This is a genomic window from Undibacterium sp. Ji49W (assembly GCF_049340205.1).
In the GTDB taxonomy this organism is placed as follows: Bacteria; Pseudomonadota; Gammaproteobacteria; order Burkholderiales; family Burkholderiaceae_D; genus Undibacterium.
Map to the genome: position 1 here is coordinate 203261 of NZ_JBMPOW010000006.1, position 16307 is coordinate 219567.

Sequence of the window (16307 nt, forward strand, 5' to 3'; positions counted from 1 at the left end):
CCACTATTCCATATCGCTGATGCCATGAGCAACTCCAGCCCTGATCGTTTTGTTCGTACACATTTAAAAACACGACACCTGGTGTTGCTGGTCGAACTGGGCCGGCATGGTTCCATTTTTCATGCTGCTGAAGCAGCACATCTGACCCAGCCAGCAGCGTCAAAGTTATTGACCGAGCTTGAATATGCGCTGGGTGTGCAATTGTTTGAACGCTTGCCACGGGGGATAGCACCTACCTGGTATGGCGAGATCATGATACGGCGTGCTGGTGCCGCATTGGCAGAAATGGATGCGGCACATCAAGAAGTCATGGAACTCCTGTCCGGTTTAAGTGGTTGCGTATCGATTGGTGCCGTGATGACGCCGTCTACCAACCTGATTCCACAAGCGGTAACCTTGCTAAAATCACGTCATGCGCGTTTGCATGTGGCGATACAGGTTGATACCAGCAAGATACTGATACAACGTTTGCGCGCCGGTGAACTGGATATGGTCATAGGACGTATTCTGGACACAGAATCCGCTGCGGAATTGAATTTCGAACCGCTGACCGATGAGCCGCATAGCCTGATTGCTCGCAGCACACATCCACTTGCACAACGCAAAAAATTAACACTGGAAGATCTGGCGCAGGAAGCCTGGATACTGCCCCCAGGGGGCAGTATTTTGCGCGATCGTCTGACCGCTTTATTTTTATCTCATGGGCTTGATCAGCCGACAGAAACGGTTGAAACCCTGTCGCTGCCGGTGATCACCAGCTTGTTGATGGCCAGTGACATGATCGTCGCCTTGCCAGAAGACCTGATCAAGACTTATCTTGATTCAAATCTGCTCACTGTGCTCCCATATGATCTTGGATTGCGCATGGATGCCTATGGAATTGTCACCAGAAAGCAACATCGTCTCTCGCCGGGTGCGCAAGCCATGCTCGATGTTTTACGCGAGTTGGCACTGCAACGCGCGAATAAATAATTTCTCTCTGCGCTTCACCCAGTACACAACATCTCTCTCTTCGCTTGCTATGCGGAAACTAAGCTGGGTATAGTTTTGCGGGCGGTGTGATGAAAAATTAAGCGAATTTATCTTCACCTCAGCATCTGTTTTTATTTTCAATAAAACATGTTGCAGCGCATGAAAATACATAAAAATTCAAAAAACGTATTTGCTTATTTCTATATTTTCTCGTCTGAAACGATCAATTTTCTGCTTAAAAACCAATCACTTTCTTGATTCTTTTTTTCAAGTTGCCAATCGGAATTCATCATCACTTAGAATCGATTTCATTGAATGTGCTTGTTTTAACGACAGACCAAAATCGATGGTCGGAACACAGCCAATAACACAGCCAATACATGGCCGACAACCGGAGGAGATAATCGTGTTAGATAACCGCAGCAAGAAAGTATTTTTCAATCCTAAACTCAAAGGTACAGCATTGGCTGTACTGTCTGTCATGGCTGCCAATTCGGGCATGGCACAAGAAACAAAAAAGCCAGCCGATACCAAGGAACAGGCAGATCAGGTCGTTGTCGTTTCTGGAACACGTAAATCGGTTGCTTCAGCCATTGACAGAAAATTGCGTGCAGACACTGTTGCCGATTCCATCGTTGCTGAAGACATTGGTCAGTTCCCTGATAAAAACGTCGGTGAAGCATTGTCGCGTGTGACGGGTGTGCAGCTCGAACGTTCCTTTGGTGAAGGTACCAGTGTTTCCATCCGTGGTGTTGAACCGGATTTGAACCGTATCGAAGTTAACGGTGTATCCGTCTTGAGTACGACCGGTGGAGCCGGTCGTGGTGCCGATCTGCGTGAATTACCTGCCGAACTGATTTCTTCGATTGACGTCATCAAAGGCGTGACTGCCAATATGACTGAAGGCGGTATTGGTGGTTCGGTGCAAATCACCACACGCAAGCCACTCGATTTCAAGAAAATGACTATCGTTGGCAGTATCGCTGGTGAGCAGGCACCGCAACGCGGTGGTGTACAACCACGCGCCAACTTTTTCATCACTGACAAATTCCTGGACGGCCGACTTGGCCTGATGGCGAACATTATTTACGACAAGGTATTAACCCGCGGTGACTTTTCGCGAAATACCTCGTGGCGTTATTTGCGTGACTGGGATTTTTCTGCTGACAAAACTGTTCCCAGCATAGACCCGGTCCTGGCAGGCGTAACGACCAAAGCAAATTGCTCCAACCTGAGTGCTCCGGCGAATGCGACGCAAACTGCGGCAGCGGCAACAACTGCGCTACAGGCTAGCTGCGTATCTCAATGGAATGATTATTCACCACAGATTGCCCGTTACGGTATCTGGGAACGTGATCATGAAAGAACATCGGCTGAGTTGACAGCGCAATACAAATTCACTGACCGACTGAATGCCTGGGCCAGTTATCAAACCAACATTCAGAACCAACGACTGCGTGATTACAATTACGGCACAGACTTTGGCGCGACATCACGCTTGTCCAGTACTGGCACTTTGCCTACCTATAATGCGACCACTGCTGTACCAACTGGTGGTTCATGCACACCGATTTCTACAACGACCACTCCAGCGGGCATGGTTGTGGAGAATCATATCGTTACCCAGTATGTATTGGGCAACTGCCTGGTACCGGGTAGCGCAGCTTCACCAAATGGCGGTCAGGGTGCTTTCAGTACATCGTTGCGCGATTATGCATTAAAGATTGATTCAAAGTACACGACAGCCGGTTTCAACTATAAAGGTGAAAAACTGGATATTGATGGTTTGATTTCTTCGGCAAAATCGACTTACAGCAGCGATTCGAACAATCTGATATTGACACAAAATGCACCAGGGCTACAGGTAAATCTTGATTCCTCAGGATTGCCGCATTTTACTTTCCCTTCTGGCTACAACCCTTCGAATCCTAATTCGTATATATCAGCTCAGTTGCAGTATCGTCCGTCAGAAACGATCAACAAGGAAGACCAACTCAAGCTTGATTTTAAATACAAGCTGAATATGGATTTCCTGTCGCGTATCTGGTTTGGTGTGCAGGCACAGCGAGCAAAATCCAGCCAGTACAATGGTGGCGGTTATCTGGCAAGCGCAGGAAACGATTTGGTAAGCACTGCAGACGACGTGTATGTACAAACCGCAAACATCAATCAGACATATAGCTACGACCCGCTGAATACAACCAACACGGTACGTGCGACAGTTGGCCCTACAAATCTGGCTGATCTCAATGCGTGGACCAAGTCGATTAATGGTTCTGCCATGGCTGCTTTGGCACAGTCTGCATTCTCGACTTCGACAGGAACTTTTTTCAAGGGCTATAGTGGCGCAGGAAATGTACCTGCAAATTGGGTTGCCCCATCATTTTCAGTCGTTCCTGGTAATTTTGACTTGACACATTTCAATCATGATTACCTGTATAACGCACCTGGTAGTGATGGCAAAATGTATCCGCAGATACCTGCCTATGTCGTAGACGAAAAAGTTAAATCTACTTACTTGCGTGCGGACTTTGATACTGAATTGTTCGGCAGAGATATCTTCGGTAATATCGGTGTTCGTTATACACAAACACGTGACGTTTCTCAAGGTTTGTTCAAACAACAGATCAACGTTGAAAAAACACCTGGCTCCACGACGTTCAACACAGTTATTCTGTCTAACTCTGTTACCAGCATAGATAATACATATTCAAATGTATTGCCTAGCTTTAATGCAGGTGCATGGCTGATACCAAATCAATTCCTGGTGCGTGTCGGCTGGGGCAAGGTCATGGCGCGTCCTAGAATTCTGGATATCGTCCCCAATGCAACATGTACAAAAAATAGTGGCGCTGCCCAGTTTGGTGGCGACGGTACGGATGATTGCACGGCCGGCAATCCTTCTCTGAAACCGTTCCAGGCAACCAATACCGATCTGAGTCTGGAATATTATCCAAATGCGGATAGCCAACTCAGCCTTGCCTTGTTCCGTAAAAACATCACGGTTGGTAACAGTGTATCGACCAACGTAAAAAATGTGGATCTGTTCAAAGACGGTACATTGTGGGACGTTAAAATGCCGATCAACTATCCAGGTGCTGTGACACGTGGTGTTGAGTTGGCAGGCAGAACAGCGTTGACTTTCTTGCCAGGCTTCCTCAGTGGTTTTGGTGTTGACGCCAACTATACCCGCATGACTTTCACATATGCACCAGGTACAGAACGTTTGAATCCGCTGGATAACTCCATCCTGCCTTACGCCGGTTTGTCTAAAAATGCTTACAATCTGGGCCTGTGGTATGACAAGGACAAGTTCAATGCACGTCTTGCCTATCACTATCGTGACCGCTATTACACAGGTACCAATGACGTGTCTGGAAATCCTAACTTTATCGAGAAAACTGGTTATCTGGATGCTAAATTCCAATATCGTTACAACCAGTTCGTTACGTTCTCCTTCGAAGGGAAAAATCTGACTGATCAGGCGAATATTACTGATGCTGGTGACATTTCTCGTCCAAATGAACTGGCATGGTCCGGTCGTCGTTACTTTGTTGGTGTATCAATCAAGAATTAATTTGTAGGGCGTTTTGGAAAGCGCAGTAGTTCATGCCAGCCATTCTTGACCAGATGGCTGGTTTTTTTTCATCATGAAAAATTAAAACGAGCTGCATATTCCGAACTGTATATTCGCTTCTCTTTTACTTATCTCATGACCACATTTTTTAAACATCGAACAAGCATTTTTTCACTGCTATGCGTGATCATGATGTCTGCCTGTGGCTCGCTGGCAGCGCAACCGCTTTTCAATAATCCACTTGTGAAAAATCGGGCAGATCCGCAAATGTTTTTGCATACGGATGGCTACTATTATTTCACCGCTACCGTGCCGGAGTATGATCGCATTGAATTGCGACGTGCCTCCGGTATTAATGATCTTGGCGCAGCAGATGCCAAAGTGATCTGGCGCAAACATGCAAGTGGCCCCATGAGTCATCATATCTGGGCACCGGAATTGCATTTTATCCAGGGTAAATGGTATGTGTACTTTACAGCCGGCAGGGCTGACGCCATTTGGGATATTCGTTTGTATGTACTGGAGAACGCTTCCACCAATCCGCTGGAAGGGGAATGGGTAGAGCGTGGGCAGTTAAAAACTGGCCGCGAATCTTTCTCACTGGATGCGACCACCTTTGCGCTTGGCGGGCAGCGATATCTGGTGTGGACCCAGCGCGACCCGGCACCGGACAAAAAAAATACCAATATTTATCTGGCGAAAATGGATACGCCTTTGTCTATTACCGGGCCGGTCGTTTTGCTGTCCCGTCCTGACTATAGCTGGGAAAAAATTAAGTATGAAGTCAATGAAGCGCCTGCCGTATTGATCAGGAATGGCCGCGTTTTCATTACCTATTCAGCCAGTGCGACAGATGAAAATTACAGCATGGGTTTATTGACCGCACCCGCAGATGCTGATCTGCTTGATTCCAGGGTGTGGCAAAAGTCTGCTCAGCCAGTGTTCAAGACGAGTGTGGCAAATGCCCAGTATGGGCCTGGACATAATTCATTCACGACCACCACCGATGGTAAAACAGATGTGTTGGTATATCACGCGCGTGACTATCGCGAAATCAAGGGCGATTCCCTGTATGACCCTAACCGGCACACCCGGGCACAGGTATTTTACTGGCGTGACGATGGTACTCCTGATTTCGGCGCACCCGGCGCACCCACCATCAACCTGGGAAAGCAGGCAGCCAAACCTCTGTTTCGTGACCCGGTGATGGATGGTGCCGCCGATCCTGTTCTAGTACGCAATGCCAAACTGGGAAAATGGTGGATGTTTTATACCAATCGCAGGGCCAATGCTTCCGAAGCACGCGGTGTCACATGGGTGCATGGCACACGCATAGGTATCGCTGAATCGGATGATGAAGGAGCAAACTGGCATTACATTGGCGAAGCCGACATAGAATTGCCGCCGCAAATGGGTGGTGCAGAAGCTACCCATTGGGCACCGGACATTATCCGTGCGAATGATGGCAGCTACCACATGTATCTGACGGTGGTACCTGGCATTTTTGAAGACTGGAAACATCCTCGTTACATGGTACATCTGACCAGTCAGGATCTGCGGCACTGGCGTAATGCCAAAGTCTTGCAACTGGCGTCTGAGCGTGTGATCGACGCTACCGTATTGCGCTTGCCGCAGGGCGGGTACCGCATGTGGTACAACAATGAAGTGGATAAAAAATCGATTTACTATGCTGATAGCCCGGATCTGGAAAACTGGACAAACAAAGGCAAAGCAGTCGGTGATCAGGGTGGCGAAGGCCCCAAAGTCTTTCGCTGGAAAGATCAGTGGTGGATGATTACTGATGTATGGCGTGGCCTGGCTGTCTATCGTTCTGATGACCTGTTAAACTGGAAACGTCAGCTGGGTAATCTGCTCGAGGTGCCCGGACATGGTGAGGACGATGAAGTAATCGGTGGACATCCTGATGTCGTTGTCAACGGTGACAGGGCGTTTTTATTTTACTTTACTCATCCTGGCAAGCGTGGTCCGGATCAGAAAAAAGATGGCAGGGAACAAAGGCGTAGTTCCTTGCAGGTAGTTGAATTATTGCATACGGAGCAGGGCTTGCTGGCCGATCGTGATGCACCTGCTTACGTACGTTTGCCGGCAAAGTAATCAGCAAATAAAATGGGAGCAACTTGTGTGCTCCCATTTGTTCTCATTTGTTTCCATTGTTGCAGTTTCTGTCTGCATCCATTATTTTTATCTGGCCCTCACCAGATTCAGCCACTTATCTCTGTAGGCTGACCAGCCCTTCGGTTCCAGCTCACTGACAACGGCCGAGGACTCGCTCGTTTTTGGTAACTGCTCCCAGTGATGCAACATCCAGGCTCCATATGTCGTGCCGCTGGTATCATTTGACAGCTTGATGTTTTGCTGTGGTCGCAGGCTTGCCAGCAAAGAGGCGAAGTAGGGGTTGTTGGTAAAACTTCCTTCGACGATGATATCGCCTTCCGAACTCAGTTTATTGAGGCAGTAGTCCGTCATCAGCACGCAATACAGGGTGGCGAGTGCATATCGTTCCTGCATATTGTCAGGTGCCTGACCCTCTATCCTGGCAAGTTGCCCGGAAAACGGACCACCTGATTCTGCGAAGCAGGGTAGGGCGAAAGTTTCCTGTCTGATCAGTTTATCGATATCGGATGGGGTGCAGGTTACGGGTGTCTGGCCTGCCAGAGTGGCAAATTCCCGCCCGCCCATAAACCGCATGCATGAAACGGCTTCACCCAGAATATTGGTGTTGGCCAGCATGTCGGCATCTTCATCCAGGCAAGCTTGCGATGCCCCCAGGGCTGCTGCAATCATCCAGGTGCCGGTGGACAGTACTGTGCATTTTTTATTCGTGCCTGCATTGTGCAGATGGCGCAGCAGGGAAGCATTGCTGTCATGGATACCGCATACGATCTGGCAGGTTTCAGGCAGACCGGTTTCCATTGCCAATGTAGGGCGTATTTTCCCCAACCTGGTCCAGGCTTTTTGCATGGGTGGGAATAGCGGCGTCCAAGCCTTTTGTTCTGTAAGGGACGAATATTGCTGCCGGTTCGTATCCCACAGATCAGTATGGCAGCCCAGAGAACTGACTTCCGTTGCAGCGATGCCAGACAGGCGCCAGGCCCAATATTGCGGATACATCAGGATATGTGATGCACGTGCAAAATCAGAGGGGTAAGTACTTTCCAGCCAGGCCAGTTGGCGAGCCAGGTTTAGTCCGGCCGGCAAATCGGGGGAATAGCTTTGCTGGTAAGGCGGGCGCAACGGACGGTATTTGCTGTTTTCCTGTTCCGGCAAGTCAGACTCATAATCCAGAACAGGCAATACCAGACCCTTGTCATTTACCAGTGCAGCAGTCGCACCATGGGTCACGGGTATAATCGCGGTCACTGTGGCAATACGCGAAAACTCACTAAAAACACGCAACATCCACGCCCAGATTCTGTCAGTATCATGATGCGGGTAGATGCCATCCTGAACGATATTGTTGGGGCAACGCTGCTCAGCCAAAGTATTTGCCTGTGCATCCAGTAAGCTGAGTTTTACATTGGTTTTGCCTATGTCCAATACGATACTGGCGTTCGTTTGCAGTGTTTTCATGGATTCTGTTTTACTGCCTTGCATATTATTTTCTTTGTTTTTTACGATTCAACAGGCGTGGCAGGGCGATGGTAATCAACAGCAAAATGCCGACTACAATAGTCATGATGATGCCGGGTATATTCGCCAATGCCATACCGTAATTGACTACACCCAGTGTCAGTACAGCCAGGAACACGCCGACAATGGTACCGGCTCCGCCAGCGATACTGACCCCACCCAGGATAACCATGGTGATGATTTCCAGTTCCCATCCTGTCGCAATATTCGGGCGTGTGCTGCCTATGCGACCGGTTAGCAAAAACGCTGCCAGCCCGGCCATTGCACCAGTCAGGGTAAATAACATGAAACGGTACTTGTCTACGGATACACCTGAAAATCTGGCTGCAACCGGGTTATTGCCTATGGCGTAAATTTTGCGCCCCCAGCTTGTCGCATGCAGAATGATGGCGAACACAACAACAAAGAACAGCAAGATGACAAACTGCCTGGGGATGAAATCAAAAAAGTAACCTTGGCCCCAATCAATCAGCAATTGTGGATAAGCCGTGAATGCCTGGTCACCCAGCACCACGCTGGCCAGCCCGCGAAACAGGGACACACTGCCTATGGTCACTACAATGGACGGCAGGGCAAAGCGCGTGACCAGTAAACCGTTCAGACTGCCGCAGGCTGCCCCTGTAAAAACGGCAATAAACAGCAGGCTGTACGCTGGCAAACCATGTGAATTGGCAAGACCCATAGCAACAGAGCAAAGCGCCAGGATGCCGGAAACAGAAATATCAATCTCGCGACAGATAATCAGCAAGGCCATGGGCAGGGCAATCAGCGCCTTTTCACTGAAGTTGAAGGTGCCGTCTGCCAGGTTATGCAAGTCAAAGAAATTGGGCAATAGCAGGCTATTGATGATGAATGCTGCGACGAACAGCAAAGCCAGTAAGGTTTCCCAATGGGAGAAGAATTTCTTGAACTGGAATTCTTCCTTGTCGCGTATGGTATAGCGTGAGCTGTTGCTTGGTGATGTCATGGTGGTCGTGTTCACGTACTACTCCTGATTGCATTTTTTTGCAGCAGTTGCAAAGGCAAAATCTGACGGCTGCCTTTCTTATTGCTGCGCGCATTGATCATGACTGCAGTCAGAATGACTACACCAGTCAATGCACTTTGCCAGAATGGGGAAATTTTCACGACTGGCAGCGCATTATTGATCACCGCCAAAAATAATGAACCTAATACCGCGCCAGATACCGTGCCGGCGCCACCTGCAATATTGATGCCGCCAATAACGCAGGCTGCAATGACGGTAAACTCGAAGCCATAGGCAATTTCCGTATAGGCCACTGCATAACGTGCCACCCACAGATAGCCGCACAAGCCGGCCATCAGGCCTGACAATCCATATGTCCAGAACAGGCGGCGTGGGGTAGGGATGCCGATATAGTTGGCCGCGGTTGGCTGGTTACCGATGGCATATAAATCCCTGCCAAAATGCGTATAGCGGGCCAGATACCACATCAGAATAACCACAATGGAAGCAATCCAGACCAGATGCGTAATCCCCAGTAACTGGCTAAGCGGGAACGCAATGAAAGCGGCAGGCATCTGATGTGACGATACCCAGGCACCACCAGACAATACAAAGACCAGGCCACGGTAAACGCTCATCGTACCCAGTGTGACAACGATAGGCGGCAAGCCCAGGTAACCGATCAGATAGCCATTGATCAGCCCCAGTCCCAGGCCTATGGCCATCGCCACCAGCACAATCAGCAACAGCGGCAAATCAGGAAATTTAGATGCCAGCAAGGCCGACATCATGCCCGATAGCGCCAGATTGGAAGCAACAGACAAATCAATACCACGTGTGATGATGACAAACATCTGCGTCACTGCCAGCATGACCAGCAAAGTACTGTCAGTCAACAGATTGGACAGACTGGACATGCCAAGGAAGATGGGCGCACGTACGCCAACCAATCCGATCAGCAAGACGATCATCAATCCCAGCAATACTTCCCTTTGCTGCAGGTACTTCAGCAAATACTTCAAACGGTTCATGCTATTTCCTCTGCCATTTCCACTACAATTGCGTCGCTGCCAGATGCTGCTGCGACAACGCTCTCTGGCGTGGCATGGGCTCTGTCAAATACTTTTTTGATATGTCCCTGATGCATGACAATGACGCGGTCAGACATGCCTAAGACTTCAGGCAATTCGGATGACACCAGGATGACTGAAAGGCCAGTTGATACCAGTTCACTGATGAAGCGATGCACGGCAGCTTTGGAGCCGATATCTATTCCCTTGGTAGGTTCATCCAGAATGATGACCTTGGGTTTGGTTGCCAGCCATTTGCCAAGCACCACTTTTTGTTGGTTGCCGCCTGACAGCTCGGCGATCAGTTGCGTCAGGTGACTGGCTTTCAGTTCCAGCTGTTCACTGTAATGCCTGGAAATTGCGGCTTCTTCATTGCGACGCGTCCCCAGCAAGAACCCGATTCTGTCCAGTATGGGCAGGGTGATGTTCTGTTGCACAGACATGGTCAGATGGCCGCCCTGGTGTTGCCGGTCTTCCGGTACATAGGCGATGCCATGAGCAATGGCATCTTTGGCGGACTTGATGTCCAGGACCTTGCCAGCCAGGCTGACACTGCCACGCACATTGCTGCTCAGCCCGAACAGAGCCTGCATGACTTCTGAACGACCGGCACCAACCAGGCCATAGAAACCCAGTATTTCACCCTGACGCAGGGAGAAATTGATATTGTCGAATTCGGTAGGATGGCAAAAATCTTTCACTTCCAGCAGGGTTTCGCCTATCTCTACCTCCTGTTTGGGGAAGATCTGATGGATGGAGCGTCCCACCATCAGAGATACCAGATCCGGTTCGGAAATGTCGGCCAATGCACCTTCGGCGACAAAATGCCCATCGCGCAATACCGTGTAGCGGTCTGCTACGGCATAAATTTCATCAAACTTGTGCGAGATGAAAATCACGGCAGTGCCGGCAGCGCGCAATTGTCTGATGATACGATACAGTTCCTGGATTTCTCGCTGGGACAGGGAGGCCGTTGGTTCATCCATGATGACCACGCGCGCATCTTGTGACAAGGCACGTGCAATTTCTACAAAATGGCGTTGTGCCACGCTCAGGTCTTTGACCTTGGCGCGTACTGGCAATGAAACCTCAAGCCGGGTAAACAGGCGTTCTGCCTGGGCTTCCATCAATGGCCAGTTCACACGTGCCGGAAAACCGTGCATGGGTTGCCGGCCTATGAAAATATTTTCGGCAACCGTCAGTTCATCAAACATGACAGTTTCCTGATGTACTGCGGTGACGCCCGCCAGCATGGCCTGTTGTGGCGTGGCAAAGCGGACCTCTTTGCCTGCGATATGAATGCTGCCACTATCGGGTTGGTAAATGCCAGTCAGAGTTTTTACCAGCGTGGATTTGCCTGCTCCGTTTTCACCTATCAAGGCCATGACTTCGCCAGCACGGACATTCAGAGCAACTTCATGCAATGCAATGATGCCCTGGAAGCGTTTGCAGATACCAGTCAGTGTCAGGATGGGTGGTGCCAGCGAACCGTCGGGCGCGATAGGAAACGGATTGTGCTCGTTCGTCATTAACATAAGGCAAGGAGATAATGGAAAGGAAAACTCAGCCGTCCGTCTGTCTGTAACCAAGAAACGAATCTGAGGCAGACAGCTGATTTTCAGTTTGCAGTTGACCTGACGCAGTCGCTCAGGTCAACGTTCGTAGGCGTCTTATTTAAAATATCTTGGAGAACTGCTCCACATTATCTTTGTTGTAAGTGAAAGGTGGAGCCATCGCCGCTTCACCATTGGTATCAATTGCAATCGTACCCATACGGCCTATGGCAAAACTACCACCTGCTTTGGCATTCGGGTTGCCTTTGACAAATTCATTGGCAATATAGGTCGCTGCATAACCAAGGTCGATAGGATTCCAGATCGCAAATTCCTTGACGGCTCCGCTTTTAACATGTCCAGCCATTTCTGATGGCAAGCCAAGGCCGGTAACGAATACCTTGCCGACCAGATGTTCATCCACCACCGCCTTGCTGGCGGCATTGATGCCGACTGTAGAAGGCGAGATGATCACTTTCAGATTGGGATTGCTGCGCAGCAGGCCTATTGCTTCACGATAACTCTTGTCGGACTGATCGTCGCCGTAGACGGTCGCTACCAGTTTCAGACCGGCAAATTCAGGTTTCTCCAAATCCTTCTTCATGACATTGATCCAGATATTCTGGTTGGTTGCCTGGGCAGATGCCGACAATATGGCGATTTCACCCTTGCCACCGATGGCATCAGATGCCATTTGCAATTGCTTGAGACCGATCAAATCTGCATTTGACGGGTTCAACTGCATCAATCTGCCTTCCGGCGCAATGCCGCTATCGAAGGAAATGACCTTAATGCCGCGCTGCATGGCTTTTTTGGTGATAGGAACCAGCGCATTGGCATCATTGGCAGAAATGGCAATAGCATTGACTTTCTGGCTGATCAGAGAATTGATGATTTCAATCTGTCCTTCAGCGCTAGGGGTAGTTGGCCCGGTATAAATGATTTCCACATTGCCGATTTGCTTGGCGGCTTCCTTTGCGCCTTCATGTGCTGCATCAAAAAAGCCATTGCCCAGGTTTTTAACGACGATGGCGATCTTGACCTTATCTGATTTTTGCTCGCAACCTTGCAGTGCACCCAGCATGCTCAGTGCTATCGCTGCGAGTAATACCTTTCTTCTTTTCATTCCACGGTCTCCGGTTGGAACATGCTTGCTGACTCCATGTCATAAGCCTGATTAAATTTTGTTGTCGGGTACTTTACCGGCATTGTTTCTGGTGCAACGGTAATGACTTTGACGCCAGATTGCTCAAGCAACTGCACGGCAGAATCAGAAGCATTGTTATCAGTGATCAGGCAGGAAACACGATTGAGTCCGCAGAGTATCAAACCGGCTTTCTTGGCGAATTTTGAGCTATCTGCCAGTACGATCAACTCTTCGGCCTGGCTGATCAGGCGTTTTTCTGCCTGTATCAGGAGGGGGTCCACTTCCATCAAACCCAGCAAGGACAGTCCATATACGCTCATGAACATCTTGCCTGCATAGTGATGCTGGGTGATGTCGTTATCGAATGGGCTGAGGATGACATTTTGTTCACGGTAGACGCGACCACCGGGAACAATGATTTCATTTTCGCTCGAGACCAGCAGGCGCTCGGCCATCATGAACGAATTCGTCAGGATTTTTAGCTGTTTGTCGACCAGGAATTCAGCCATCATGAAGGTGGTGGTGCCACCGTTGATGATGATGGTTTCGCCATCGCTGCACATATTGCTGGCATAACGCGCAATAGCCCGTTTACGATCAGCGTAGCATTTGATATTGTTTTGAAAGGTTTCGCTGGTCAGTGCTATAGAGCGCTTTTTCTGTTGCAGATTTTCTGCGCCGCCACGAGTGCGGGTTAGCAGATTACGTGCAGCAAGCCAACTTATATCGCGCCGGACGGTTGCCGGGGATGCGCTAAGCCACTCAACCAACTGTTGGACGCTTGCTGAATTATGCTCGACGAGCAGCTTCAGCAAACGTTTACGACGTTTGTGATTCACCATTTTTGTCTCCATCTGTAGCCGTCTGTTGTCTTTATCGAGGCTTACTACCAGTCATTGCTTTGTAATAATTTGCTGGCATATAACGAGACTAATCACTTAAAAATCGGACGTCAATCAAAAACTGATCAATCAGGTGATTATTTCCCCTGATTGCAATCTGCTCCCTGGAAATTCAATCATCATGCTGACTATTCTAATTTCAATCAGCGTCTTGATTGCTTCTGTATTGACACTCAATGCTGGCTGTTTTCTACTGACTGCCACTGCCGTACCGGGCAAAAATGCAGTGCAATCACAAACTGCTCAATAGTTCCGGTAACCTCTCAGGAGACCAAGAGGTGGGGCTAAGGAATTTGTCATAAAAATATTAATCAATCACGGAGAGTGTATGACCTCAACGATTCAAACCGAGCAGAAAAAAGCTATCACTTCAATTTGGGACGACGCGTATGCAGCAGGCTTGTCTGAGCCAGAGTTATTGCTGTATCGCTCGAATCTGCTCGGCTCTGATATGCGCATTACCAACTTTGGCGGTGGCAATACCTCGGCCAAGGTGATGATGCCGGATTACCTGACTGGCGAGCAGGTAGAAGTATTGTGGGTAAAAGGTTCTGGTGGTGATCTGGGAAGCATCAAGATGGATGGCTTCTCGACCCTGTACATGGACAAATTGCATTCCTTGAAAGGTCGCTATCGCGGTCTGGCACTGGAAGATGAAATGGTGGCTTATTTGCCACACTGTACGTTCAACCTGAACCCACGCGCTGCCAGTATCGATACGCCACTGCATGCGTATATCAATCGCAAGCATGTTGATCACATGCACCCTGATTCAGTCATCGCTATTGCGGCCTGCGCCAATAGCAAGGATTTGACGCAAAAAATATTCGAAGGCGAGCTGGGCTGGTTGCCGTGGCAGCGTCCTGGCTATGACCTGGGCCTGAAACTGGAAGCAGTTTCTCAAGCCCAACCAAATCTGAAAGGCATCATCCTTGAAGGCCATGGCTTGTTCACCTGGGGTGATACTGCCAAATCTTGCTATGAAACTACACTGGCAATCATCCAGCGTGCTGAATCATGGCTGGAAGAAAATAGCCGCAAGCCAGCATTTGGCGGTGCTAAATACAGCGCCTTGCCAGCCGCAGAGCGTGCCAGCCTGGTAGCCCGTTTAATGCCTGTATTGCGTGGCAAAATCAGTAAAACAGAATTCAAACTCGGTCACTTTGATGACAGCACTACAGTACTGGATTTTGTGTGCAGCAAAGACTTGCAGGCACTGGCAGCGCTGGGTACATCTTGCCCTGACCACTTCCTGCGCACCAAGATTCGCCCGTTTGTGATTGATTTTGATCCTTCTAATCCTAACTTTGATCAACTTTTGAGTGGTTTGGATGAGGGCCTGAATCAATATCGCGCAGACTATGTTGCGTATTATGAACGTTGCAAACACGATAACAGCCCGGCAGTACGCGATGCCAACCCGATTATTTACTTGATACCTGGTATCGGTATGTTGTCATTTGCGAAAGATAAGGCAACTGCGCGTATCGCTGGCGAATTTTATGTGAATGCCATCAATGTAATGCGCGGTGCGAATGGTGTTGACAGTTATGTAGGTTTGCCAGAGCAGGAAGCCTTTGATATCGAATACTGGTTGCTGGAAGAAGCCAAACTGCAACGCATGCCCAAGCCGAAAAGTCTGGCTGGCCGCATTGCACTGGTGACTGGTGCTGCCGGTGGCATCGGTCAGGCAGTGGCACGTCAGTTGTTGCAAGAGGGCGCTTGTGTCATGTTGACAGATATCGATGGCGAGGCATTGAGCCAGGCACATCAGGTCTTGTCCAAAGTGGCAGGCAAAGATAATGTGGCGACCATCAGCGCCAACATCACCCGTGAAAGCGATGTCGAAGCCATACTGAGCGAAACTTCCCTGCGATTTGGTGGTATCGATTTGCTGATCTCGAATGCCGGTATTGCATCTTCAGCCCCGCTGGATGAAACGACGTTGGAAATCTGGGAACGTAATCAGGATATTCTGGTCAAGGGTTACTTCCTGGTCAGCCGCAGTGCATTCCGTATCATGAAGCAGCAGCAAATCGGTGGCAGCATGGTGTTTGTGGCCAGCAAAAATGGTCTGGTTGCTTCCGCTGGTGCGTCTGCATATTGCACGGCAAAAGCGGCTGAAATCCACCTGGCACGCTGTATCGCCCTCGAAGGTGCGGCCCACGGCATACGCGTCAATGTCGTCAATCCAGATGCCGTGATCCGCGGTTCCCGTATCTGGGATGGCAAATGGAAAGAAGAGCGTGCTGTCTCGAATAAAATCGATGCAGATGATATCGAAGAATTCTATCGTCAGCGTAGCATGCTGAAACTCAGCGTATTGCCGGAAGATATCGCAGAAGCAGTGTACTTCCTGGCAAGCGACAAGTCTGCCAAGAGCACAGGTAACATCATCAACGTAGATGCAGGCAATGCTGCTGCATTCACGCGCTAAAATATAAAAAGTAGATTGACCTGAATCAAAT

Annotated in this window: 10 protein-coding genes; 4 read left to right on the plus strand and 6 right to left on the minus strand. The window is 49.3% G+C overall.

Going from position 1 to position 16307, the window contains the following annotated elements; all coding sequences use genetic code 11:
- Window positions 1-24 precede the first annotated feature (24 nt).
- The 3 genes from ACO0LK_RS09610 to ACO0LK_RS09620 all read left to right on the plus strand — a co-directional run bounded on the left by ACO0LK_RS09610 (window position 25) and on the right by ACO0LK_RS09620 (window position 6664).
- The gene (locus ACO0LK_RS09610) at window positions 25-972 is read left to right on the plus strand and encodes a LysR substrate-binding domain-containing protein (RefSeq protein WP_422974436.1); all 948 of its coding nucleotides are present in this window, start codon (window positions 25-27) and stop codon (window positions 970-972) included.
- Window positions 973-1378: 406 nt separating this feature from the next.
- Entirely contained in the window at window positions 1379-4549 is a 3171-nt protein-coding gene (locus ACO0LK_RS09615; RefSeq protein ID WP_422974438.1) for a TonB-dependent receptor, read from the plus strand.
- 192 nt (window positions 4550-4741) lie between these two features.
- Window positions 4742-6664 carry a family 43 glycosylhydrolase gene (locus ACO0LK_RS09620; protein WP_422974589.1) on the plus strand — a complete coding sequence of 641 codons (1923 nt, stop codon included), beginning with the start codon at window positions 4742-4744 and terminating at the stop codon, window positions 6662-6664.
- An 87-nt stretch (window positions 6665-6751) separates the two neighbouring features.
- On the opposite strand, the gene ACO0LK_RS09625 is transcribed toward ACO0LK_RS09620, so the two are convergent.
- The 6 genes from ACO0LK_RS09625 to ACO0LK_RS09650 all read right to left on the minus strand — a co-directional run bounded on the left by ACO0LK_RS09625 (window position 6752) and on the right by ACO0LK_RS09650 (window position 13779).
- The gene (locus tag ACO0LK_RS09625) at window positions 6752-8140 is read right to left on the minus strand and encodes an FGGY-family carbohydrate kinase (RefSeq protein WP_422974440.1); all 1389 of its coding nucleotides are present in this window, start codon (window positions 8138-8140) and stop codon (window positions 6752-6754) included.
- Between the two features lie 25 nt (window positions 8141-8165).
- A complete protein-coding gene (locus tag ACO0LK_RS09630) occupies window positions 8166-9182 on the minus strand; it encodes an ABC transporter permease (RefSeq protein WP_422974442.1) in 1017 nt (338 codons plus the stop codon).
- Entirely contained in the window at window positions 9179-10198 is a 1020-nt protein-coding gene (locus tag ACO0LK_RS09635; protein ID WP_422974444.1) for an ABC transporter permease, read from the minus strand. Before ACO0LK_RS09635 ends, ACO0LK_RS09630 begins: the two co-directional genes overlap by 4 nt.
- Window positions 10195-11772: a sugar ABC transporter ATP-binding protein gene (locus ACO0LK_RS09640; RefSeq protein ID WP_422974446.1), complete on the minus strand. Its 1578-nt coding sequence runs from the start codon at window positions 11770-11772 to the stop codon at window positions 10195-10197. The genes ACO0LK_RS09635 and ACO0LK_RS09640 overlap by 4 nt, the downstream gene beginning before the upstream one ends.
- A gap of 139 nt (window positions 11773-11911) precedes the next feature.
- Entirely contained in the window at window positions 11912-12916 is a 1005-nt protein-coding gene (gene rhaS, locus ACO0LK_RS09645) for a rhamnose ABC transporter substrate-binding protein (RefSeq protein WP_422974448.1), read from the minus strand.
- Window positions 12913-13779: a DeoR/GlpR family DNA-binding transcription regulator gene (locus ACO0LK_RS09650; protein WP_422974450.1), complete on the minus strand. Its 867-nt coding sequence runs from the start codon at window positions 13777-13779 to the stop codon at window positions 12913-12915. Before ACO0LK_RS09650 ends, rhaS begins: the two co-directional genes overlap by 4 nt.
- A gap of 388 nt (window positions 13780-14167) precedes the next feature.
- Between ACO0LK_RS09650 and ACO0LK_RS09655 the strand changes: the two genes are divergently transcribed.
- Window positions 14168-16276 (plus strand): bifunctional rhamnulose-1-phosphate aldolase/short-chain dehydrogenase, encoded by a 2109-nt coding sequence (locus tag ACO0LK_RS09655; RefSeq protein ID WP_422974452.1) that lies wholly within the window; start codon window positions 14168-14170, stop codon window positions 16274-16276.
- Window positions 16277-16307: the final 31 nt, after the last annotated feature.

Excerpts from the sequence above, each read along its gene's own strand:
- ACO0LK_RS09620 (WP_422974589.1), top strand. The coding sequence starts at position 4,742 with ATGTCTGCCTGTGGCTCGCTGGCAGCGCAACCGCTTTTCAATAATCCA.
- rhaS (WP_422974448.1), bottom strand. The coding sequence starts at position 12,916 with ATGAAAAGAAGAAAGGTATTACTCGCAGCGATAGCACTGAGCATGCTG.
- ACO0LK_RS09635 (WP_422974444.1), bottom strand. The coding sequence starts at position 10,198 with ATGAACCGTTTGAAGTATTTGCTGAAGTACCTGCAGCAAAGGGAAGTA.
- ACO0LK_RS09625 (WP_422974440.1), bottom strand. The coding sequence starts at position 8,140 with ATGAAAACACTGCAAACGAACGCCAGTATCGTATTGGACATAGGCAAA.
- ACO0LK_RS09640 (WP_422974446.1), bottom strand. The coding sequence starts at position 11,772 with ATGTTAATGACGAACGAGCACAATCCGTTTCCTATCGCGCCCGACGGT.
- ACO0LK_RS09655 (WP_422974452.1), top strand. The coding sequence starts at position 14,168 with ATGACCTCAACGATTCAAACCGAGCAGAAAAAAGCTATCACTTCAATT.
- ACO0LK_RS09650 (WP_422974450.1), bottom strand. The coding sequence starts at position 13,779 with ATGGTGAATCACAAACGTCGTAAACGTTTGCTGAAGCTGCTCGTCGAG.
- ACO0LK_RS09610 (WP_422974436.1), top strand. The coding sequence starts at position 25 with ATGAGCAACTCCAGCCCTGATCGTTTTGTTCGTACACATTTAAAAACA.